This window comes from Cytobacillus oceanisediminis (assembly GCF_007830235.1).
Classification (GTDB): domain Bacteria; phylum Bacillota; class Bacilli; order Bacillales; family Cytobacillaceae; genus Cytobacillus; species Cytobacillus oceanisediminis.
Genome location: NZ_VLKI01000014.1, coordinates 1 through 21,809, shown reverse-complemented (window position 1 = coordinate 21,809; position 21,809 = coordinate 1). Strand labels below are relative to the sequence as shown.

Annotated in this window: 23 protein-coding genes and 10 tRNA genes; 31 read left to right on the top strand and 2 right to left on the bottom strand. The window is 42.7% G+C overall.

The window, feature by feature from the left end:
- The first annotated feature begins 171 nt into the window (after positions 1–171).
- The 6 genes from IQ19_RS28155 to IQ19_RS19075 all read left to right on the top strand — a co-directional run bounded on the left by IQ19_RS28155 (position 172) and on the right by IQ19_RS19075 (position 6,685).
- Entirely contained in the window at positions 172–510 is a 339-nt protein-coding gene (locus tag IQ19_RS28155; RefSeq protein WP_144544124.1) for a hypothetical protein, read from the top strand.
- 259 nt (positions 511–769) lie between these two features.
- Positions 770–1,465 (top strand): alpha/beta hydrolase, encoded by a 696-nt coding sequence (locus tag IQ19_RS19095; RefSeq protein ID WP_144544122.1) that lies wholly within the window; start codon positions 770–772, stop codon positions 1,463–1,465.
- 544 nt (positions 1,466–2,009) lie between these two features.
- The gene (gene cshA / locus IQ19_RS19090) at positions 2,010–3,485 is read left to right on the top strand and encodes a degradosome RNA helicase CshA (protein ID WP_144544121.1); all 1,476 of its coding nucleotides are present in this window, start codon (positions 2,010–2,012) and stop codon (positions 3,483–3,485) included.
- Between the two features lie 164 nt (positions 3,486–3,649).
- A complete protein-coding gene (uvsE, locus tag IQ19_RS19085; RefSeq protein WP_144544120.1) occupies positions 3,650–4,612 on the top strand; it encodes a UV DNA damage repair endonuclease UvsE in 963 nt (320 codons plus the stop codon).
- Positions 4,613–4,734: 122 nt separating this feature from the next.
- Complete coding sequence (locus tag IQ19_RS19080; protein ID WP_144544119.1) at positions 4,735–5,214, top strand: PH domain-containing protein; 480 nt, start codon at positions 4,735–4,737, stop codon at positions 5,212–5,214.
- Positions 5,201–6,685 carry a PH domain-containing protein gene (locus IQ19_RS19075; RefSeq protein ID WP_415802602.1) on the top strand — a complete coding sequence of 495 codons (1,485 nt, stop codon included), beginning with the start codon at positions 5,201–5,203 and terminating at the stop codon, positions 6,683–6,685. The genes IQ19_RS19080 and IQ19_RS19075 overlap by 14 nt, the downstream gene beginning before the upstream one ends.
- Before the next feature lie 12 nt (positions 6,686–6,697).
- Here the strand turns inward: IQ19_RS19075 and IQ19_RS19070 are convergent, their stop codons facing one another.
- The gene (locus IQ19_RS19070; RefSeq protein WP_144544118.1) at positions 6,698–7,423 is read right to left on the bottom strand and encodes a rhomboid family intramembrane serine protease; all 726 of its coding nucleotides are present in this window, start codon (positions 7,421–7,423) and stop codon (positions 6,698–6,700) included.
- Between the two features lie 199 nt (positions 7,424–7,622).
- On the opposite strand from IQ19_RS19070, the gene acpS reads away from it, so the two are divergent.
- The 14 genes from acpS to IQ19_RS19000 all read left to right on the top strand — a co-directional run bounded on the left by acpS (position 7,623) and on the right by IQ19_RS19000 (position 19,557).
- Entirely contained in the window at positions 7,623–7,976 is a 354-nt protein-coding gene (gene acpS / locus IQ19_RS19065) for a holo-ACP synthase (RefSeq protein WP_144544117.1), read from the top strand.
- A 302-nt stretch (positions 7,977–8,278) separates the two neighbouring features.
- Positions 8,279–9,292 (top strand): LolA family protein, encoded by a 1,014-nt coding sequence (locus IQ19_RS19060; RefSeq protein WP_144544116.1) that lies wholly within the window; start codon positions 8,279–8,281, stop codon positions 9,290–9,292.
- 418 nt (positions 9,293–9,710) lie between these two features.
- Positions 9,711–10,868, top strand: a complete 1,158-nt coding sequence (alr, locus tag IQ19_RS19055; protein WP_144544115.1) for an alanine racemase — start codon at positions 9,711–9,713, stop codon at positions 10,866–10,868.
- A gap of 301 nt (positions 10,869–11,169) precedes the next feature.
- Positions 11,170–11,451 (top strand): CopG family ribbon-helix-helix protein, encoded by a 282-nt coding sequence (locus IQ19_RS19050; protein ID WP_035331931.1) that lies wholly within the window; start codon positions 11,170–11,172, stop codon positions 11,449–11,451.
- Positions 11,452–11,455: 4 nt separating this feature from the next.
- Entirely contained in the window at positions 11,456–11,806 is a 351-nt protein-coding gene (ndoA, locus tag IQ19_RS19045) for a type II toxin-antitoxin system endoribonuclease NdoA (protein ID WP_009336311.1), read from the top strand.
- A gap of 422 nt (positions 11,807–12,228) precedes the next feature.
- The gene (locus IQ19_RS19040; RefSeq protein WP_144544114.1) at positions 12,229–13,062 is read left to right on the top strand and encodes an RsbT co-antagonist protein RsbRA; all 834 of its coding nucleotides are present in this window, start codon (positions 12,229–12,231) and stop codon (positions 13,060–13,062) included.
- A gap of 2 nt (positions 13,063–13,064) precedes the next feature.
- Positions 13,065–13,421 carry an STAS domain-containing protein gene (locus IQ19_RS19035; RefSeq protein WP_026041667.1) on the top strand — a complete coding sequence of 119 codons (357 nt, stop codon included), beginning with the start codon at positions 13,065–13,067 and terminating at the stop codon, positions 13,419–13,421.
- Positions 13,422–13,425: 4 nt separating this feature from the next.
- Complete coding sequence (locus IQ19_RS19030; protein WP_026580738.1) at positions 13,426–13,827, top strand: anti-sigma regulatory factor; 402 nt, start codon at positions 13,426–13,428, stop codon at positions 13,825–13,827.
- Between the two features lie 11 nt (positions 13,828–13,838).
- Positions 13,839–14,849 carry a PP2C family protein-serine/threonine phosphatase gene (locus IQ19_RS19025; RefSeq protein ID WP_144544113.1) on the top strand — a complete coding sequence of 337 codons (1,011 nt, stop codon included), beginning with the start codon at positions 13,839–13,841 and terminating at the stop codon, positions 14,847–14,849.
- A gap of 60 nt (positions 14,850–14,909) precedes the next feature.
- The gene (locus IQ19_RS19020) at positions 14,910–15,242 is read left to right on the top strand and encodes an anti-sigma factor antagonist (RefSeq protein WP_144544112.1); all 333 of its coding nucleotides are present in this window, start codon (positions 14,910–14,912) and stop codon (positions 15,240–15,242) included.
- Positions 15,239–15,712 (top strand): anti-sigma B factor RsbW, encoded by a 474-nt coding sequence (rsbW, locus tag IQ19_RS19015; protein WP_026580741.1) that lies wholly within the window; start codon positions 15,239–15,241, stop codon positions 15,710–15,712. Before IQ19_RS19020 ends, rsbW begins: the two co-directional genes overlap by 4 nt.
- The gene (gene sigB / locus IQ19_RS19010) at positions 15,690–16,484 is read left to right on the top strand and encodes an RNA polymerase sigma factor SigB (protein WP_144544111.1); all 795 of its coding nucleotides are present in this window, start codon (positions 15,690–15,692) and stop codon (positions 16,482–16,484) included. The genes rsbW and sigB overlap by 23 nt, the downstream gene beginning before the upstream one ends.
- Entirely contained in the window at positions 16,481–17,077 is a 597-nt protein-coding gene (locus tag IQ19_RS19005; protein WP_144544110.1) for a PP2C family serine/threonine-protein phosphatase, read from the top strand. The genes sigB and IQ19_RS19005 overlap by 4 nt, the downstream gene beginning before the upstream one ends.
- 302 nt (positions 17,078–17,379) lie before the next feature.
- Complete coding sequence (locus IQ19_RS19000; RefSeq protein ID WP_144544109.1) at positions 17,380–19,557, top strand: Tex family protein; 2,178 nt, start codon at positions 17,380–17,382, stop codon at positions 19,555–19,557.
- A gap of 189 nt (positions 19,558–19,746) precedes the next feature.
- Here IQ19_RS19000 and cmpA read toward each other — a convergent pair whose 3' ends face one another.
- Positions 19,747–19,860, bottom strand: a complete 114-nt coding sequence (gene cmpA, locus IQ19_RS18995; RefSeq protein WP_009336300.1) for a cortex morphogenetic protein CmpA — start codon at positions 19,858–19,860, stop codon at positions 19,747–19,749.
- 180 nt (positions 19,861–20,040) lie between these two features.
- Here cmpA and IQ19_RS18990 point away from each other — a divergent pair, with 180 nt between their 5' ends.
- From IQ19_RS18990 to IQ19_RS18940, 11 genes are all read left to right on the top strand, one after another.
- Positions 20,041–20,514, top strand: a complete 474-nt coding sequence (locus tag IQ19_RS18990; protein ID WP_144544108.1) for a SprT family protein — start codon at positions 20,041–20,043, stop codon at positions 20,512–20,514.
- Positions 20,515–20,669: 155 nt separating this feature from the next.
- Positions 20,670–20,744, top strand: a tRNA-Asn gene (locus IQ19_RS18985).
- 5 nt (positions 20,745–20,749) lie between these two features.
- A tRNA-Ser gene (locus tag IQ19_RS18980) sits at positions 20,750–20,840 on the top strand.
- Between the two features lie 15 nt (positions 20,841–20,855).
- A tRNA-Glu gene (locus tag IQ19_RS18975) sits at positions 20,856–20,927 on the top strand.
- A 172-nt stretch (positions 20,928–21,099) separates the two neighbouring features.
- Positions 21,100–21,175: transfer RNA gene (locus IQ19_RS18970), tRNA-Asp, on the top strand.
- A gap of 6 nt (positions 21,176–21,181) precedes the next feature.
- Positions 21,182–21,256, top strand: a tRNA-Gln gene (locus IQ19_RS18965).
- An 11-nt stretch (positions 21,257–21,267) separates the two neighbouring features.
- A tRNA-Lys gene (locus IQ19_RS18960) sits at positions 21,268–21,343 on the top strand.
- Positions 21,344–21,358: 15 nt separating this feature from the next.
- A tRNA-Leu gene (locus IQ19_RS18955) sits at positions 21,359–21,443 on the top strand.
- A gap of 59 nt (positions 21,444–21,502) precedes the next feature.
- A tRNA-Leu gene (locus IQ19_RS18950) sits at positions 21,503–21,588 on the top strand.
- A gap of 59 nt (positions 21,589–21,647) precedes the next feature.
- Positions 21,648–21,724 (top strand) — tRNA-Arg (locus IQ19_RS18945).
- Positions 21,725–21,730: 6 nt separating this feature from the next.
- Positions 21,731–21,807: transfer RNA gene (locus IQ19_RS18940), tRNA-Pro, on the top strand.
- The last annotated feature ends 2 nt before the right edge of the window (positions 21,808–21,809 follow it).

The following is a 21,809-nucleotide window of genomic DNA, read 5'->3' as shown; positions in this document are numbered from 1 at the left end:
TTGTATGCGCCCGTATTTAAATAGCAAAGATCAACATCCTGAGAATGTAACGGTAGAAGAGACTCTGGAAATGGATCAATACCCTTTTGTGCAAGTGTTTGTCAAAAATAAAGCCGAGGTTCAGCAATATGCAGGTCAGGCTTTGCATGTAATTGGGTATGACGGACAGTTATGGTTCAGTTATCCGAAAAAGTCCTCTTCTTGTTTGAGGATTTGACAAGAGATGAAGGCTGGGAGCCTGTAAAGGAGGCTGGCTATACAGGAATTGCGTCAGTCGCTATTGATGAAACCTGGTCGGCTATGCGCTTCCGTCCTGCTAAGGAAGTAGGGGGCAGCAAGAGAAGAAGTTCTCCGGCAAAAAGTGAAACTCAGTTTAATAAAGATGAAACGCATAATGATACAGCTTTAACAGAATCATGCAGGAACTGGAACAGCATACTGAATGCCTTTCCTTTTTCAATTCGCTGGCACCTTTTTACAAACGTTCCTATACGCCAGTGCCAAGCGTGAGGAAACCAAACAGAAGCGAATGAAAGAAATGATTGTGAAGCTTTCAGAAGGGTATATAAATCCTTACGCTAAATAAATTGGATAAAACTGTTATTACAGTTAATAAACCCCTGTTTCACGTGGAACAGGGGTTTGAATTATTTTTCTATCGTTCCTCTGAACTAAATCAAGCTCTTGTAATAGGTTTGATTAGTATGGGAAAAAGGAAAAAGTGTAAAATAGAATGGACTTCATTTAAAAAAAGAAGGCGGTGCCACGGATGATTGGCTGCATGTGTATACATGGATTTACAGGAGCCCCCTATGAAGTGGAGCCCCTTGTTGATTATTTAAAGGAACATACAGACTGGGAGGTTGCAGTTCCAACCTTGCCGGGTCACGGGGATGAATTAAAGCTTAAGGGCATCGCATATCACAAATGGATTGAGCATGCGGAAGAAGAGCTAAAAGGGCTTATTGACCGGTGCGAAAAGGTATATGTGGTCGGTTTTTCAATGGGCGGCCTGATTGCCAGTTATTTAACCGTACATTATCCTGTAGATAAATTGGTTCTGCTCAGTGCGGCTGCCTATTACATAAATCCTAAACAGCTTTTTTTAGATATTAATGATATGGCAAAGGATGCTTTTCGAGGAAACTTGGCAGACAATGAAATGTTTGTCAGGTACAAACGAAAAATCAGTGCGACACCTATAACAGCCACACTCCAGTTTCGCCGTCTGGTGGCTTCCGTTAGGCCTATTCTGAATCAGGTCACCGTACCGACTCTAATCGCACAAGGGGAAAGCGATGGCGTTGTTCCTCCCAGAAGTGCACGATACTTATACAAAAATATAGGTTCTTCTGCTAAAAAACTGATTTTTTTAAAAGACTCGAAGCATTTAATCTGCCATAGTGAAGAAAGAGATCAGCTCTTTCACGCAATCCTCGAATTTCTTAAGAAAAAGCCGGCATGATAAGGTTTTCAGCCAGTCGTCAAGTTTGCATTGCTTACTTGAAAATGGTAATATTAACACCAAAGTGCCAACAGGAACTTCTTTTGGAAACCCGGACATACTCCAGCAGGAGAATGTCTTTTTTCATTAAATACGGAAGTACGCATGTGCAGGAGATTGTGCCTAAGCAATGAAATTTCCTGGCCAATGACGTACTTTCGGTTAGGCTTTGAGTGCTATCCATCTTATAAGGTTAGCTATTCATTTCAAGAGACCTACTTGTCCATAAATCAAATAGGGATTGAATTTACCCTCATCCTTTCCTCAAGCGGGTTTCATATTGAGTGAGACTCTTCTAAGCGAAAATACACCGCACTTTTTATAAAAATAAGAAAGTATAGCTTTATGAAGCCGGATTCTTCCGGTTCAAGGCTCCTTTCAGGGATGCCTAAACTTTTCTTATAATCGTCCGGAAGAGTGCCTCATAGGCCAATTTTCAGGAGAATTCCTGCCTGCAAATATGCGGGAACAAAATTTTTCTATGATTAGAAGGAGAATGAATACATTGACAAAGTTTCAAGACTTGGGCATCAGCCCAGCGACGATGAAATCACTAAAACGAATGGGGTTTGAAGAAGCGACTCCAATCCAGGCCCAAACGATTCCATTGAGCTTAGAAAATAAAGATTTAATTGGCCAGGCGCAAACAGGGACAGGAAAAACGGCTGCTTTTGGTATTCCGATGATCGATAAAATTGACAACACGAAGGACTTTATCCAGGGAATCGTTATCGCCCCAACTCGCGAGCTTGCCATTCAAGTATCTGAAGAGCTATATAAAATTGGTTATGGCAAAAAAACAAAAGTCCTTTCCATTTATGGAGGCCAGGATATTAACCGGCAAATTCGTGCATTAAAGAATAAGCCGCATATTATTGTTGGAACGCCAGGACGGATTCTGGACCATATCAACCGCAAAACGCTGCGCCTTGATCATGTCCATACGGCAATTCTAGATGAAGCGGATGAAATGCTGAATATGGGTTTTATTGATGACATTGAAGCAATCCTTGCGCAGATTCCTGAAGAGCGCCAGACGCTTCTTTTCTCGGCAACTATGCCAGCCCCAATCCGCAGAATGGCAGAGCGCTTCATGAAAGACCCTCAGGTTGTCCGTGTACAGGCCAAAGAAATGACTGTATCGTCTATTGAGCAATATTACATTGAAGTTCATGAAAAAAATAAATTTGATGTTCTAACAAGACTTTTGGATATCCAATCACCTGAATTGGCGATTGTTTTTGGACGCACCAAGCGCCGCGTTGACGAGCTTGCAGAGGCATTGAACCTGCGCGGATACATGGCTGAAGGAATTCATGGAGACTTAAGCCAGGCAAAGCGTATTTCTGTTTTGCGCAAATTTAAGGAAGGCAGTATTGATGTCCTTGTAGCAACAGATGTTGCCGCACGGGGATTGGATATTTCCGGCGTTACACATGTGTACAATTTTGATATTCCGCAGGATCCTGAAAGCTATGTTCACCGCATTGGGCGTACAGGACGCGCCGGCAAAACAGGCGTTGCGATGACGTTTATCAACCCGCGTGAAAAATCTTATCTGCATGTTGTTGAAAAAACAACGAAGAGAAAAATGGAACGCATGGATGCTCCAACCCTGGATGAAGCACTTGAAGGCCAGCAAAAAGCAGTTATGGATAAAATCCTGCAAACGATCGAGGAAAATAACCTTGGCAGCTATAAAGAAGCTGCGGATGAATTGCTTGCCCAAAAGGACGCTTCAACAGTTGTTCAGGCTGTGCTGAAAATGCTGACAAAAGAACCAGATACAACTCCGGTTAAGCTTACAGAAGAGAAGCCGCTTCCGTCCAAGCGTGACCGAAAGCCAAACGATCGGAGCCGCGGCGGCTACGGCGGAAGAGGCAGACAAGGAGGCCAAAAGGGATCCTACAAATCCCGCCAAGGCCACACTGGAAAACGCCATAATAACAACAACCGATCAAACAGCAATAGCTATCGGTAAATTTGAGGGAGCAGAGTTTCTGCTCTCTTTTTTGTTGGGGGAAAAGGTCTCCGGTGAGAATTGGCAAGTCAGTTTGCCGTTATTAAACCTGACCAGCCTTTTAGAGTAATTTCTCCGCCCGGCCGTACATACTAAGAAAAACGCCGGTACAGGAGGAGCCAAACATGACGATTGTACGCCTCGGATATGTCGCAATGAGCATGAATTTAAAAAATGCTTCGCCCTCGCAAACGATGACTTTCAAACAATTTTCTGCAATCAAGGATCGAGAAGCAGCCATTGGCAGGCTTGAGCGGATTGCAGTTTCTAACCTGGAGAATTGTCTCCGCTTGCTGAAGCATAATACCGCTCATGATATTCATTTTTTCCGGTTCAGCTCCCGGTTAATTCCGCTTGCCAATCATGAGGAATTGTCTGATTGGAAGTTTATGCGTCCTCTTAAAGAATCTTTATCCCAAATCGGGGACTTTTTAGAGGAGCATCCGATGAGGGTCGATTTTCACCCGGACCATTTTGTGCTGCTTAATACACCAAAAGTGGATACGCTGAATATGTCCATCAAAACGTTAGCCATGCATGAGGCTCTCTTAAAAGGAATGAGGGTTGATCCGGCTCATCGTTGTGTTCTCCACGTGGGCGGCGGTTATGACGATAAAGAAAAGGCTCTAGAGCAGTTTATACACAATTGGGGGTTCACGCCAGCCGGGATTCAGCAAATGATTATCCTCGAGAACGATGATACGACCTTTACGCTTGATGACACCTTGTATCTTTGTGAAAAGCTTGGAATTCCGCTTGTTTTTGATTACCATCACCATCAGGCAAACTTTCAAAACGACAACTGGATCGATCAGTGGGAGAGGGCTTCTGCTACATGGGATCATTCCAAACTTCCTGTGAAAATGCATATCTCCAGCCCGAAGTCGGATAAGGATTTCAGGGCCCATGCCGATTATGTCGACTCTAATATGTTCATGGAATTCCTTCAGAATATAAAAGGCTCTGTGCCCGAAATCCATTGTATGATTGAAGCGAAGATGAAGGACAGTGCATTATTCCATCTGGCTGAAGACTTAAGGACGAAACATGGCCTTAAATTTATCGACCAATCGAGCTTTGAAATTTAAGCAAACTCGAGCTTTGAAATTTAAGCAAACGCCCCCGCACTTTTTTCATAAAAGGAAGACACTTCTTTTTGGTGTCATGTATACTAATAAGAGTGATATTTTGGAATTTCAGGGGGTACTACATGATTACAGAGCCGCATAAAAGGATCCCGGCGCGGGGGCTGCTTGCGTGGAGAATCTCCGGCACGATCCACTCTGTATTTCCTTTGCTTTTATCAGGGGGAATCATTGCTTTAGCCATCCTATTCGATTGGCCTATCTGGGTGATTGGGGCTGCCCTGATGTTTTTTTCTGCCTATGCCTATTTTTTAATCACGGTCATTCCAGCATTAAGGTGGAAGAGATGGAGATATGAGGTTCGGGAAAATGAAATTGAACTTAAGCGTGGAATTTTTGTTATTAAAAGAACGCTTGTCCCGATGATTCGGGTACAGCATGTAGACACAAGGCAAGGACCGATTTTGCGAAAGTATCGGTTGGCAACTGTGACAATATCCACTGCTGCTACAGTCCATGAGATTCCTGCGTTGGATGTGGAGGAAGCAGAGGAGCTTCGTTTTTTCATTTCTCAATTGGCAAGGGTTGCAGATGATGATGTCTAATCCGAAAAGGCTTCATCCCATATCTGCTGTAGCCAATTTCCTTAAGCAACTGAAGGAATTAATTGTCCCGTTTTTAATCTTTGTGGTTTTCGGAAGCAGGGGCGGAAACGGCGAAGTGTTTCAGCTGGTTATTACTGCTGGAGTTGTTATAGCCGTGTTTATCATCGGAGTCCTATCCTGGCTAAGATATACCTATAGGGTGGAGGAAGGGGAGCTCCGGATTGAGTACGGTATTTTAGTCAGAAAGAAAAGGTATATCCCGCTTGAAAGAATTCAAAGTCTGGACTTATCTGAAGGACTGCTGCAGAGGCCTTTCGGGCTTGTGAAGATGAAAGTGGAAACCGCTGGTTCGAGCGGTGCAGGAGATGCGGAAGCGGTGCTGACCGCTATTTCCAGGAAAGATGCTGATTATATTCAACAGGCATTTTCGTCGGCCAAAAATAAACCCTCAGAAAACCGTAATGAATTAGAATCGGCAGCAACAAGGCGGAAAGTCATTTATAAAATCTCAGCAGGAGAGCTGCTGCTTCTTGCTTCGACCTCAGGTGGAGTGGGAGTCGTTATTTCGGCAGTGTTTGCTTTCATTTTTCAATTTGAAGAAATCATTCCTTATGAAAAAGTTTTTGCCGGACTGGAAGGGTTTATGGCAAACGGCATCATTTTTGTGAGCATTCTTGTCTTTATCGGCTTTTTACTTGCGTGGATTATCGCCCTTGTAGGAACGATGTTAAAGTATGCCGGCTTCACACTGAAAAAAACAGAAAAGGAATTAATCATAACCAGAGGTTTACTGGAGAAAAGGCAAATTACCATTCCGCTGCACCGCATCCAGGCGATTCAAATCAGTGAGAATCTTATAAGGCAGCCGATTGGTTTAGCCACTGTTTATATCGAAAGCGCTGGCGGTTCCCTTGAAGATAGTGAAAGCGCCCGCGTCATGGTTTTGCCCATTGTTAAAAGAAGCAGGGTAGCTGGATTGCTAAAATCCCATTTGCCTGATTATGAACTCCAGCCAGGATTTTTCAAAGCTCCAAAAAGAGCACTCAATAGGTATATATGGAGGGGGCTTCTGGTGGTAATGCCGTTTACCATTGCCCCAATCATTTTTTTCAGGCCGTGGGGATACTTCTCTCTGCTACTGCTGATCATTTCAATTGTCTGGTCGTATCTTAAGTACAAAGATGCGGGCTGGGATATTAGTTCACATCAGCTTGCTCTCAGGTATCGCGGTATAGTCAGGACGACTGTATTTATGAGGAAAAATCGCATCCAGTCTCTTACGATGAGCGAAAGCTTCTTTCAGAAAAGGCGGAGTCTGGCTACCATTGAAGCGGTGGCCATGTCCGGGACCGGTGGAACAGGCGGAACGGTGCTTGATCTTGATCGAAATGATGTATATGCGATATATAAATGGTACTCCTATACAGGCTTGAATGGAAATACTCCTTTACAAAAAGAAAAGCGCCCATGAGCGCTTTTTTTATTACCTTGCAAGAAACCCCAGTATAGCCAGCAGCAAAACCACACCCCAAAGGATGAGTCTGGAAGCTGGTAATCCTTTTAGAGAAGGGCGCAATCCGGATATTCTTCCTGGACGCGGTATTCCTGATGCCATAGAAGGACGTCCTTTCGAAAGGAAAGCTGCACCGATCAGGAACCCGGCAATTAGCCCGAAAATATGGGCTGTTACATTGATGTTTGGCTGCAAAAAGGTCATGATCACACCAATTACAGTAATGGTGAGTATGATTTGCGAGTTCTCCCTTGATAAGAGGTCCTTCCGGAAGATAATAATCGCCGCGAAGAAGCCGAATAAACCAAATATAGCTCCGCTCGCACCAACATGTATATATGTCATAGGTTCCAAAAGGAGTGTGGCGATGTTCGCTGCCACCCCGGCTGTGACATATAGAAAGATGAATTTTGTTTTCCCGAGTATCCGTTCCAGGGCAGGACCAAATAGAACAAGAGAAAAGCTGTTAAATAGAACATGGGGAAATCCGCTGTGCAAAATCATTGGGGTGAAAAGGCGCCAATATTCACCCTGGATGATAAATAGATTGACTCCCGCGAGTTTTTCAAATATCAGTACATTGGGGAAAATAGGAATGACTGTTAATAAATAGAGTAAGATATGGATAAAAATGATGGCGGAAACAACAGGGTAAAAGCGAATAAATTCTTTTAAGCTCTCCGTTCTCGTAAACATAGGTATCCTCCATTATTTTGGGTTTAAAGGTTCTTATATCTCCATCATAGCCTGAAAAGGCAGTTTTCAGCATGCAATAACCCTTGTTCATGTGAGTAAAGCGTCTGTACAGGCCAGTACGGTCTTTGTGTGTGTACATACCCAAGCATCTACTGTATTCTTTATGCAACAAATAATCTAATTAGAAGGAAGATGAGAGATGATTTCCGGTATTGGGATAGATATTGCTGAGCTTGAACGTATACGAAAAATAATAGCCAGGCAGGAGCGGTTTTCTGAGCGGATTCTGACTTCGAAGGAGATGGCTGTGTATAATAACCTGCCAGAAAAAAGGCGTGCCGAATATCTTGCCGGGAGGTTTGCTGCGAAAGAGGCCTTCTCCAAAGCGGTCGGAACCGGGATTGGCGAGAAGCTTTCTTTTCAGGATATTGAAATTGAAAAGGATGAACTGGGAAAGCCATTTATTTCGAAGCCTTTTAAAAAGGGGGTCCATCTGTCAATCTCCCACAGCAGAGAGTATGCCGTCGCACAGGTGGTGATAGAAGAAGCTTAAGAAATTGGCTGTGTTAAAGCTCATTTTGATTTTGGCACCCTGGTGATTGGAGCGGAAGGCACGAGACTCCAGCGGGAGAAGCGTGTCAAAGGGAGACCCCGCAGGAGCGTGGGCCGCCCGCGGTTAGCTGAGTGCCTGGAGCGGAAATTAACAGGCAATTTGACAGAGGCAAGAAATTCAAAAAGCTTGCCATTCCTCCTAGCATATTCCCTAAGGTTGTCTCATATATTCATAGTGCGATAGGAGAGACAGGCCAATTGGAATGGCCGATCTCACTGAAATGAGACAAAGGGGCTGAAGGAATGAAGAAAAAGTTGTTAATGCTGCTTGCCGGGCTCATGGTTGTTTTTGCATTGTCTGCCTGTGGATCTAAATCACAAGACGATGTTGTAAAGGAGCTTGGCAATAAGCTGGAAGACATTAAAGGGTATAAGGCAGATGCCAAAATGACCCTGCAGATGGGCACTGACCCGCAAACCTATGATATTGAAGTGTGGCATAAGGAACCAACCTATTACCGGGTAAACCTGAAAAATGCCCAAAAGGACCAGAGCCAAATGATTCTGCGAAACGATGACGGCGTATTTGTCCTCACTCCTGCGCTGAATAAAAGCTTCCGATTCCAGAGTGATTGGCCGCAGAACAGCAGCCAGGCTTATTTATATGAATCACTAGTAAAGGATATTATTGAGGATAAGGAAGCTAAATTCTCTGCTACCAAAGATCATTATGTGTTTGAAACGAAGACAAGATACCAGAATAACCAAATTCTCCCTGTGCAAGAAATTACTTTGAAAAAGTCGGACTTGTCACCGGTTAGCGTTAAGGTTATGGATCCGGATAAAAAAGCACTTGTAACTGTAGAATTTTCAAATGTGAAGTTTAATGCCAGCTTTGATAAAAAGGACTTTGATATGCAGAAGAACATGACAGGTGCCCAGCTGGAAGTACCGGTTATGGCAGAGGTGGAAGAACAGGAATTCTCGGTTAAATATCCTCAAATGGAAATCGCCGGAGTGAATTTAGTCGATGAGAAGGAAATGAAAACAGAAGACGGCAAGCGGGTTGTTTTAACCTATGATGGCGAGAAATCCTTCACGCTTGTACAGGAAAAAGCAACTGTAATGCCAACTTCATCCTCTGTAACTTCAGTCAAAGGGGAACCGGTTGATCTTGGATTCACAATTGGAGCTTTATCTGACAACACCATTTCATGGACATACCAGGGTGTTGATTATATAATTGCTTCCAACGATTTATCTCCGGAAGAAATGTCCATGCTTGCCCGTTCCGTACAGGGTGACATGGTGAAATAAGGTCTTACTTCAGACAGGTCCTCAAGAGGGGCCTGTTTTATTGTTGTTTCCAGAGCATTTATTTGTTTTTGCTGAAAATCAGGTTGAGTTTCCGGGAATTAAATTGATTTTCAGGCTGTTTCCATTTCGCCTTACATATTATCGGCCGCTTTTAAAGATTTATCGGTCAGATTTTGTTTTTATCGGTCACTTTTTAAATATATCGGTCAAAATTTCATTTTATCGGTCACTTTTCAGTTATATCGGTCACTAGGCCATATATCAGGGTTTGTTAAAATCATAGGCACTTACCGATTTGCGTTAGAAAAAAGAAATTCCAAATTTATGGCCAAATAATTCATTTGACAAATACTCCTGAGGAGTTTAATAATCGACATGTACAGAATTATGGCACTGGCTAAAGGACGTGAATACATCAATGGGTGAACAAACAAAAATATACAGAGATACATGGGCAGAGATAAATCTTGACCATATTTCATATAATGTAGAGTCAATGAAAAAGCATGTAGAGGAAGGCACAATTGTCATTGCTGTTGTGAAGGCAAACGGTTATGGGCATGGCGATGCCGCTGTGGCTGAAGTTGCATTGAATGCAGGTGCTTCCTATCTTGCGGTTGCAACACTGGATGAGGCAATGGCTTTGAGAAAGAAAAAGATTGCAGCCCCAATTTTGGTAATGGGTGCAAGCCGTCCGGAAAATGCGGGTGATGCAGCCAAAGAGAATATTGCTCTTACGGTTTTCCAAAAGGATTGGCTTGCTGCTGCCAAAGGTTATATCGAGAGTGTAAATACACTTCATATCCACTTGAAGTTTGACACAGGAATGGGACGCCTGGGCATTCGCAGGCGGGAAGAGCTTCAGGAAATTGAGAGCGTTATCAAAGGGGACAAGCGTTTTCTAATAGAAGGGGCATTTACCCACTTTGCCACAGCAGACTCATTGGATAATGCTTATTTTGAACAGCAGTTAAGCCGATTTGAGGAGATGGCGGACTGGATGGAGGAGGATCCGAAGTATGTCCATTCCAGCAATAGTGCTGCAGGTCTTAGGTTTCCCCAGGCCCATTTAAATGCTGTCAGAATGGGGATCAGCATGTACGGGCTGGCTCCTTCAATGGAAATGAAGACTGAACTTCCTTTTCCGCTGAAAGAAGCCTTTACCCTTCATACACGTATTTCCCATGTCAAGAAGCTTCATAAAGGTGAAAAGGTTAGCTATGGCGCTACTTATGAGGCCGGTGAGGATGAATGGATCGCGACTTTGCCGATTGGTTATGCGGATGGCTGGATCCGAAAGCTTCAGGGGCAGGAAGTACTTGCAGAGGGTATAAGGGTTCCGATTGTTGGCAGAATATGTATGGATCAATGCATGATTAAGCTTCCTCATGAAATGCCTGTTGGAACTCAGGTTACTCTGATTGGCGAGCAGGGCGGCGATAAAATCCCCGTAGATGAAATCGCCCAAAAACTTGAAACAATCAACTATGAAGTTACCTGTATGGTATCTTCGCGGGTTCCGCGCATATATAAAAGAGATGGCCATATTATCGGGGGAGTCAATTATCTGCTATAATGAAAGCACATAAAGAAGGTTGGGGTTTCAAACTTCAATAACTGTCTATCTTCCAAGCTGGGTAGCATAGTCATCGCATGACTAAAAACGGTAGCTCTTAGGAGGGGCTTCATCGGTTCGAGTGGTTTTCGCTGATAGGCGGGTACCTCACGCTTTTCTTAATTTAATGCATAAAAGGCTATTTTTTTGGCCGATAATACAGAAGAATTAAAGAACCCCCTTTGCATTAGGCGTTATTAATGGTAATATTGAAAATGGTAGATATAAAAATGGTGTGTAGTGATGGTGGAGGTGTATGTTTGTGTCTGAGTCCAGCACAACAACAGAGATAATGGTAAAATTACCGCAACATCTTTTAACCGAGTTAGACGGATTTGCAAAGCAGGAAAACGTTAACCGGAGCGAATTCATTTATCAGGCAACCAAAATGTATTTGCGTGAACGCAAAAAGAGACAAATTCGCGAATCCATGAGACGAGGCTATATGGAGATGGCGAAAATAAATTTGACGATTGCATCTGAAGCATTTCAAGCGGAATACGAGGCAGAACACACAGTTGAACGTCTAGTAAGCGGAGGATAATCCTTTGATTGTCAAACGTGGTGACGTTTATTTTGCAGACCTATCCCCAGTTGTTGGTTCAGAACAAGGCGGCGTCCGTCCAGTGCTTGTCATCCAAAACGACATCGGGAATCGGTTTAGTCCCACAGTAATTGTTGCAGCAATCACAGCTCAAATTCAAAAAGCTAAGCTGCCTACTCACGTTGAAATTGATGCGAAGCGTTATGGTTTTGAAAGGGATTCGGTCATCTTATTAGAACAGATTCGTACAATTGATAAACAACGCTTAACCGATAAAATAACCCATCTCGATGACGAAATGATGGAAAAAGTGGATGAAGCCGTGCAGATCAGCTTGGGCCTCATCGAATTTTAGCAAAAACGCTCTTCTAAAGGGCGTTTTTTTTGTTTTTGGCCAAAAAAGGTTTACTCTTTTTGGAATAGGGTAAAAAAGAAAGTCTTTTATATTTTAAAAACCGTTCGGATTGTGTAAATATACCCAATTAAATGGAAGAATACACATGTTATTCAGTTTAGCTTTTCAAGAGTCAGTTCTTTAATTAATCCTATTTACAGAATGAAAAGAGGTTTTTTATAAAAAACTGTCGAAATAACAAATGCGACGTTGTATTATTTGGGAATCATAATAGGTATCATTTGACTGGCACCCCTTGTTATCATTAAATAGATGTATATCGAACGGGTATTATTTATTTTTTTACAAATTTTTTGTTTGCTTTACAATAAAGGGAATTTGGAAGGCTAATAATAGATATATGATAAAATAGGGAGGAACTAATGGATTCCACAATTTTAAATTATATTCAAAATAATAAAGACGCTATATTCAATGACTGGCTTCAGGCCACCAAGGAAAATGCGGATGAAAGAGTCACCAAGGTAGTTTCTGACCAGGTATTTATTGGGACGAGCAGGGAATTTATTGACCTGATTATTTCAAATATAAAAAGTTCAAATGAAGAATTCACTTCAAAACTAAGTGATTTCTCTGAGAAAATTGTCCGCTTAGGCTGGCCTCTTAGTTTTGTGACAAAGGGATTGCAAACCTTTGGGAAAATTGTATTTGAAGGTATGCAAGATGCGGGGATTGTTACGAAAGAAAATCAGTTGAAAATTGTATACGAATTTGACAGCTGGATGACCCCGATGGTGAATGAAGTCGTTAATATGTATTCAACCACATGGGAAAGAACGGTTTCTCTGCAAAAGATCGCCCTGCAGGAACTTTCAGCTCCTCTGATACCTGTTTTCGAAGGGATTACCGTGATGCCGCTTGTCGGTACGATTGATACGGAGAGGGCAAAGCAGATCATGGAGAATCTTTTAAATGGAGTTGTTAAACACCGTTCTGAAGTGGTTCTCATTGATATTACCGGTGTGCCGGTTGTCGATACGATGGTAGCCCATCATATCATTCAGGCTGCTGATGCTGTAAGGCTTGTCGGGGCTAAATGCATGCTTGTAGGCATTCGGCCTGAAATTGCCCAAACAATTGTAAACTTGGGCATCGATTTAAATCAGTTCACCACAAAGAACACGCTTAAAAAGGGAGTAGAAGCGGCACTTGAGTTAACAAGCCGCAAAATTGTGAATGTGGAGGGAGCGGAGTGAGAGTGCGAATTCCTATTTTAAAGTTGAACGATTGTTTGTTAGTCTCCATCCAATGGGAATTAGATGACCAGACTGCACTTCAGTTTCAGGAGGATTTGCTTCATAAAATTCATGAAACAAGTGCGAATGGAGTCGTGATTGATTTAACATCCATTGACTTTATTGATTCATTCATCGCTAAAGTTTTAGGCGACGTAATAAATATGTCCAAACTGATGGGTGCAAAAGTAGTCATTACCGGGATACAGCCTGCCGTAGCTATTACGCTGATTGAGTTAGGTATTGGGTTAGATGATGTCCTTACTGCATTAGATTTAGAAAAAGGTTTGGAGAAATTACAACAGGAATTGGGGGAGTAACTGTATGGAAAACCAATCCTGCGTTAAAATCATAAACGAATGGGACATCGTTGCAGCCCGCCAGCTTGGGCGGAATGTTGCTAAAGAGCTTGGTTTTGGTACAGTTGACCAGGCTAGAATCACTACAGCCATTAGTGAACTTGCCCGGAACATCTATTTATACGCCGGACAAGGACAGATCTGTATAGAAAAAATATATGACGGCGGAAAAGCGGGATTGCGTATAGTTGCAGTAGACAGCGGCCCTGGAATAAATGATTTACGCCAAGTAATGGAAGATGGATTCTCAACATCGGGGGGATTAGGAGCCGGCCTGCCAGGTGTCAAGCGGTTAATGGATGAGTTCTTAATTGACTCCAATCCTGGAACCGGAACAGATATAAAAGCAACTAAATGGCTCCGTTAGGGGGAAGCGGTATGGATTTCCGAGAAATGATGGAGTCAAAGTATCGGGATATTCTGGAGAATTATATAAAGGAACAATCTGAACAGGCTCTGTATCAGGGCCAGAAGTTCAGCAGGAAGTCAATTGAACACAAAGTCTCTCCTGAAGAGATTATCAGCGTTCATAAAAGCCTGATGGGTGAACTGTATCCGGACTTGCCTGAGTATGTTCACCATTCTTTTGATATCCTTCTGGAAGTCATGATAGGCTATGGATTTGCCTATCGGGAGCACCAGAACTTGAAGCATATTCAGCAGGAACTTAGAACGGAAATGGAGATTGCTGCTAACGTGCAGCAAACCCTGCTGGGAACGCAGGTTCCTTCTGTAGAAGGATTGGACATTGGCGCAATTAGTGTTCCTGCCAAACATATGAACGGTGATTATTTCCATTTTGTTCAGGATGAAAATGGTAGCATTAGCATCGCAATTGCTGATGTTATCGGAAAAGGCCTTCCGGCAGCTTTATGTATGTCCATGATCAAGTACGCCATGGATAGTTTGCCTGAAAACCGCAATGATCCTAAAAGTGTTCTTGAGAACCTGAATCGGGTTGTGGAACAGAACGTGGATTTGACTATGTTCATTACGATGTTCTATGGAATATACGATATAAAGACCCATAGGTTCTCATATGGTTCTGCCGGACATGAACCAGGGCTTTTCTATAATGCCAAAGAAGGTGCATTTACAGAGTTAGTGGCAAAGGGGCTTCTTCTTGGCATTGATAAAAAAACTAAGTACCGCCAGTACGAAAAAGGAGTAAATCCCGGAGATATGATTATATTAATGTCAGATGGGGTAACTGAATGCCGTACTGAAGAAGGTTTTATTGAAAAAGAAACATTGCTTGAATTAATCAAGAAATATATTCATTTGAGTGCACAGGAAATTGTTAATAGCGTATATAAAGAACTCGAAAAGCTCCAGCATTTTCAATTGCGAGACGATTTTACCTTAATTATTTTAAAAAGAAATGTTTAACCGGTTTAAATAACGGGTAAGTAGTAAAAAGCAGTTGACATGTAAAGAGGTGGGTCAGTTATGAATATTACAATAGATGTAAAAGAAAATGATATGCTAATTGAAGCAATGGTTAGCGGAGAAATTGATGCATATACAGCTCCAAAGCTCCGGGAAGAGCTTTTTCCTTTAACGGAAAAAGAAGGAGTGGAAATGGTGGTAAACCTATCTGAAGTCTCTTATATGGATAGTACCGGCTTAGGCGTATTTGTTGGTGTATTTAAAAATGTACGTGCCAATAACGGCAAGTTCAAAATTGTAGGTTTGTCGGATCGCTTAAAGAGACTTTTTGAAATTACAGGTCTAGCCGATATTATCGATATAAACAGCGAGATTGAAGGTGGAGTACAATGAACGAACCATTTGATTATATAGAGGTGAAGATTCCGGCCAAGCCGGAATTTGTTGGGGTAATCCGCCTGACTCTATCGGGGATTGCCAGCAGAATGGGATTTGCCTACGAAGAAATTGAAGATTTAAAAATTGCTACCAGTGAAGCATGCACCAATGCAGTCCAACACGCATACAAGCAGAATGAACAGGGTGAAGTAGTCATCGGATTTGGGTTATATAATGACCGTCTTGAAGTTATGGTTGCAGACAGCGGCAAGAGTTTTGATTTCCAATCTGCGAGACAAGGCATTGGACCATATGACCAGACTGATTCTGTGGAATTTTTGCGTGAAGGAGGCTTGGGCCTATACCTGATTGAAACATTGATGGATGAAGTGAGAATTCATCACAAAGAGGGTGTTACGGTCTTCATGACCAAATACCTAGAGGGAGAGCAGGTGGAGAGGGATGCAAAAACAATCTCAACCTAATCAAAAATCTAAAGAAGAAACCAATGCTTTAATCAAGGCTTATCAGCTTCACCAAGATGAAGAAGCCCAAAATGCGCTTGTCCTTCAATATCAGAACCTGGTCGAAGCCATTGCCCGTAAGTATTCAAAAGGCAGATCGTATCATGAAGATATTGTCCAAGTCGGCATTATCGGATTATTAGGGGCGATCCGCCGTTATGATGAATCATACGGAAAGACGTTCGAAGCCTTTGCGGTTCCTACAATTATTGGTGAAATTAAGCGCTTTTTAAGGGATAAAACATGGAGTGTCCATGTGCCACGCCGAATAAAAGAGCTAGGCCCGAAAATAAAGGCGACCGTTGAAGAGCTTACAACTGAGCTTCATCGGTCTCCTCGAGTGGACGAAATTGCCGATGTGCTCGGAGTATCAGAAGAAGAAGTGCTGGAAGCAATGGAAATGGGCAAAAGCTATCAGGCGCTTTCCGTTGACCACTCGATCGAGGCTGATTCCGATGGCGGCACAGTAACATTGCTGGATATCGTTGGAAATGAGGACGAGGGCTTCGAGAAAGTAAACCAAATGCTTGTACTTGAAAAAGTCCTGCATGTCTTATCTGAGAGAGAAAAATTGATTATTCAATACACATATCTTGAGAATATGAGCCAGAAAGAAGCAGGAGATAAGCTGGGGATTTCCCAAATGCATGTCTCAAGACTTCAAAGGCGTGCGATCAAAAAACTCCAGGAAGCTATCCATGCTGAAACAAATAACTCGGAGTGCCTTTCATGACCAAATTGGTTAGAGACAACATCGAAGTGATCGCTCACCAGACGGCTAAAGAAGGAAAGTCATTCTGCGGGGATGGATATTATTTCACCGCAACAGATGAATACTTTGTATGTGTACTAGCAGACGGCCTTGGAAGCGGAGAATTTGCGTATGAAGCTTCTTCGGCCGTTATAGCAGTTGTAGAAGAGCACCATGAGAAAGATGTTGATACACTCATGAAGCTTTGCAATGAGGTTCTTGTACAAAAAAGAGGGGCGGCCGTTGCATTGTTTAAGGTGCATTTTGCCACCAGGGACTTTGTCTACAGCTGCGTAGGAAATATCCGATTTTTCCTTTACTCATCAACTGGCAAACTAACCTACCCTCTTCCTGTGACAGGGTATCTATCAGGGAGGCCGCAGGTTTTCCACACCCAACGCTTTACGTATGAAGCTGATTCAAAATTCTTGCTATACTCAGATGGCTTAAATATTCAAGGGGTTAAATCTTTGCTAAAAGCATTTCTCCCTATTGATCTTATCTCGGAGGATATTAAAAAGCAGTATCCATCAACAGCTGATGATGCTACTTTTATACTTGGGAGCTTACTCTAAAACAGGGTAAGCTTTTTTGTTTTAGGCTCTGGTAAACTTGCCTGTTGATTTCCACTTAACAAGCTCAGCGAACGCGGGCGGTCCGGGATCTTCCTCGGCTACTTGGGCCTGCGGGGCCTCCTTTTGACTCGCTTCTCCCGCTGGAGTCTCGCGCCTTCCGTTCCAATCAATAGGGTGCCAATATCAACAATGAGCTTTAGCAGAGCCTTGTTTAAAAAAGAATGGGCCGCCATGGCAAATTGTGAAACTTTAAATAGTTTTTGTTAAAATGGAAGATGAAACTCTATGATGGAGGAATGAACTTGGAGAAATTACTGGATAAACAAGATCAAGTGTTAAACATGATTGCAGGGGAACTTTCAATTGCAGTTAAACAAGTGAAAAATACGATAAACTTACTGGAAGAAGGAAATACCGTCCCTTTTATTGCCCGGTACAGAAAAGAACAGACGGGCGCATTAGATGAGGTTCAAATCCGTGATATCATGGAGCGCTGGCAATACATACAAAATCTTAATCAGCGAAAAGAAGAAGTAGTCCGTCTAATTGAAGAGCAGGGCAAATTGACAGATGAATTAAAGGCCCAAATTGAAAAAGCAGTTAAATTGCAGGAAGTTGAGGATTTATACCGCCCTTACAAGCAAAAACGCCGTACGAAAGCGACTGTGGCAAAAGAAAAGGGGCTTGAGCCTTTGGCTGAATGGCTGCTTACCTTTTCACTTAATGAAAAGCCTGAAATAAAAGCGAAAGAATTTTTGTCCGAGGAAAAGGAAGTAAACACTGTTGAGGAAGCAATCACCGGTGCAAAAGACATCATCGCAGAATGGGTATCGGATGAAGCAGACAGCAGGAAATGGATCCGTACGGAAACTGCCAAAAAAGGAACAATCGAGTCGTCTGTTAAAAATAAAGAGAATGACGAAAAGGGCGTTTTTGAAATGTACTATGAATATGAGGAGCCAATTAATAAAATTGTTCCTCATCGAACGCTGGCATTAAACAGAGGCGAAAAGGAAGATGTATTAAAAATAAACATTAAGCCGAATACAGACTTTATCCTGAACTACTTATTTAAAAAGTGGGTGCAGGATGGCCGTGCTCTTGCAACGCCAATTGTAAAAGAAGCGATTGAGGACGGTTATAAGCGATTAATACAGCCTTCCATTGAACGTGAAATACGAAATGAATTAACTGAAAAGGCGGAAGAGCAGGCAATTATGATCTTCTCGGAAAATCTTAGAAAACTATTGCTGCAGCCTCCGTTAAAAGGAAAGATTGTACTAGGGGTAGACCCTGCATATAGAACAGGCTGCAAGCTGGCCGTAGTTGATGATACAGGGAAAGTGCTTAATATCGATGTCATTTATCCTCATCCTCCTGTTTCCAAAACAAAACAGGCAAGAGAAAAAGTTATTCATATACTCAATGCCTATAAGGTAGAAATGGTCGCGATCGGTAATGGAACTGCATCGAGAGAAACCGAACAATTTATTGCGGATATTCTAAAAGAAATGAAGGATGAGATTTTCTATCTAATCGTTAATGAAGCAGGAGCAAGTGTTTACTCTGCATCCGATTTGGCAAGAGAAGAATTCCCGGATCTGCAGGTAGAAGAAAGGAGTGCTATATCCATTGCGCGCCGCCTTCAAGACCCGCTTGCAGAGCTTGTGAAAATTGATCCAAAATCTGTTGGAGTGGGGCAATATCAGCATGATGTATCTCAAAAGAGATTGTCCGGGTCGCTGGACTTTGTAGTGGAAACTGCAGTAAACCAAGTGGGTGTCAATGTCAATACAGCATCATCGTCACTCCTTCAGCATGTTGCCGGACTCTCAAAAACTGTTGCCAATAATATAGTCAAGAAGCGCGAAGAGGATGGAAAATTTGCAGACCGCAAGCAGCTGAAAAAAATTCCGCGCCTTGGAGCGAAAACTTATGAGCAGGCAATTGGATTCTTAAGAGTTGTTGATGGCAAAGAGCCATTGGACAGGACAGGCATTCACCCTGAAACGTATGCAGAAGTAAATAAGCTGTTAGCTAATCTCGGTTTTAAGTCCAATGATCTGGGGACCCAGTCATTAAGAGATGCCCTAAAAGAATTGGACACTAGCCAAACAGCACAAGAACTTGAAATTGGCGAGCTGACTTTAAAAGATATAATCGATGCACTAATGAGACCTGAACGGGACCCCCGGGATGAACTGCCGAAGCCTCTTTTAAAGAAAGAAGTTTTAAAGCTCGAAGATTTACAAGAGGGCATGGAACTTCAAGGGACAGTACGAAACGTAGTCGACTTTGGCGCTTTTGTTGATATTGGAGTCAAACAGGACGGCCTTGTTCATATCTCCAAACTTAGCCGCCAATTTGTAAAACATCCATTGGATGTTGTATCTGTAGGAGATGTAGTCACAGTCTGGGTTGACTCTGTAGATAAACAGAAAGGAAGAGTCGCCTTAACTATGCTGGACCCGTCAAGTTAAATGGAAAAACACTGCTTATTTTGTCTAGCTTCAGCGTCTAGCTCCTCGAGTCATAAGCCAAATCACTTCAAAAATCAGGACAAGGAAAGCTTCGGCAGCGATACATCGCCCGACCAAAGCGTAGCTTTGGGAGGTTTCCTGCGTGATTCGCCTTATGCTTGTCGGAGCTGAACAAGGCGCTCAGCTTTTCTATGAGCAGTGTTTTTTTCTATAAAAAAACCAGCATTGATTTAATAATTTAATCTGATAACGGTCCTTCTCGTAAAATGCACGCTGGATTTGGTTCTGAAACCAAACAGGCATATGATTACCTCCCGTGTGTTAGATTTTATCCTTAAGGTTTATGTGTATATAGGATGGCTTCCTTCGCGTGGAAGAAAAGTATGGATCATAAAATAAGAACTGTTTCTTCTCTGTAAAAGGTATATATAATGTATGCTATAATAGGTTGTCATGTTTACAATAAAAGGGGAAAACATTGCAATGAATGACAAAGATCTTCAAATACTTGTTGAAAAGATATCTTTAGATAGCTTCGGCAAACCGTTTCGCCACCAAGCTTACTTTAATGGCCGGCTTAGATCGACGGGCGGAAGGTATATGTTAAACTCTCATCATATAGAACTAAATAAAAAATATTATGAGCAGCTTGGAATGGAAGAACTTGTCGGCATAATTAAGCATGAGCTTTGCCATTATCATTTGCATATAGAGGGAAGAGGATATAAACACCGTGACCAGGATTTTAGGCAGTTAATGAAGAAAGTGGGAGCACCACGATTTTGCTCCGCCTTGCCTGATCGTCAAAAAAGAAGAACACCCAAGAAAATACTCATCTATATTTGCAAAGAGTGCAATCAAACTTATCAGAGAAGAAGAGCTGTTGATACCAAGAGATATGTATGCGGAAAATGCAGGGGGAAATTAGTGTTAGAAAAAGAATTGACAATGGACTAAAAAGGCATTATATTTAGTAATTGTCGCAGGACAAAAACAAGACATGAGGTTAATAAATTCTTTCAAAAACAAGGTTGACTTTTTACGACCACGTCCTTATAATGTAAAGAGTCGATAAGATGATTACCACGATTTCGACGAAGATTAATTATTATTCCGCAGTAGCTCAGTGGTAGAGCATTCGGCTGTTAACCGAACGGTCGCAGGTTCGAATCCTGCCTGCGGAGCCATATTTGGGGAAGTACTCAAGTGGCTGAAGAGGCGCCCCTGCTAAGGGTGTAGGTCGCGTAAGCGGCGCGAGGGTTCAAATCCCTCCTTCTCCGCCAGAATATTCTCACAATGGCCCGTTGGTCAAGCGGTTAAGACACCGCCCTTTCACGGCGGTAACACGGGTTCGAATCCCGTACGGGTCACTTTCTTATAAAAATCTTATTAAATAAACAGGTCCCGAGGTGTAGCGATGAGCGGCGCTGCTTGAATAACTTTGAGTTATCCCGACGAATTTGCTTCCTTGAGTCGATTGAAGAGGAAGGGACAGTTAACAAGTTGTATAAACGAGCATAGATAATCATCGTTTAATACAAGGGTCCCGTGGTGTAGCGGTTAACATGCCTGCCTGTCACGCAGGAGATCGCGGGTTCGATTCCCGTCGGGACCGCCATTTTATTGGGCTATAGCCAAGCGGTAAGGCACCGGACTTTGACTCCGTCACTCGCAGGTTCGAATCCTGCTAGCCCAGCCATTTTTATTTATGAGCCATTAGCTCAGTCGGTAGAGCATCTGACTTTTAATCAGAGGGTCGAAGGTTCGAGTCCTTCATGGCTCACCATTTTAATTTTATATTGCGGGTGTGGCGGAATTGGCAGACGCACCAGACTTAGGATCTGGCGCCGCAAGGCGTGGGGGTTCGACTCCCTTCACCCGCACCATTAATTACCATTGAAATGTATGCTTCATCTTGGTATTATAGTATTTGTCGCTTCATTAAGCGGTCGTGGCGGAATGGCAGACGCGCTAGGTTGAGGGCCTAGTGGGGGCAACCCCGTGGAGGTTCAAGTCCTCTCGGCCGCACCAAAAAAGTTGTTGACAAATGTTCTTTACATCATTATAATATAAGAGTTGCTTTAAAAAATGCGCCCGTAGCTCAATTGGATAGAGCGTTTGACTACGGATCAAAAGGTTAGGGGTTCGACTCCTCTCGGGCGCGCCATATAAACGGGGAGTAGCTCAGCTTGGTAGAGCACTTGGTTTGGGACCAAGGGGTCGCAGGTTCGAATCCTGTCTTCCCGACCATT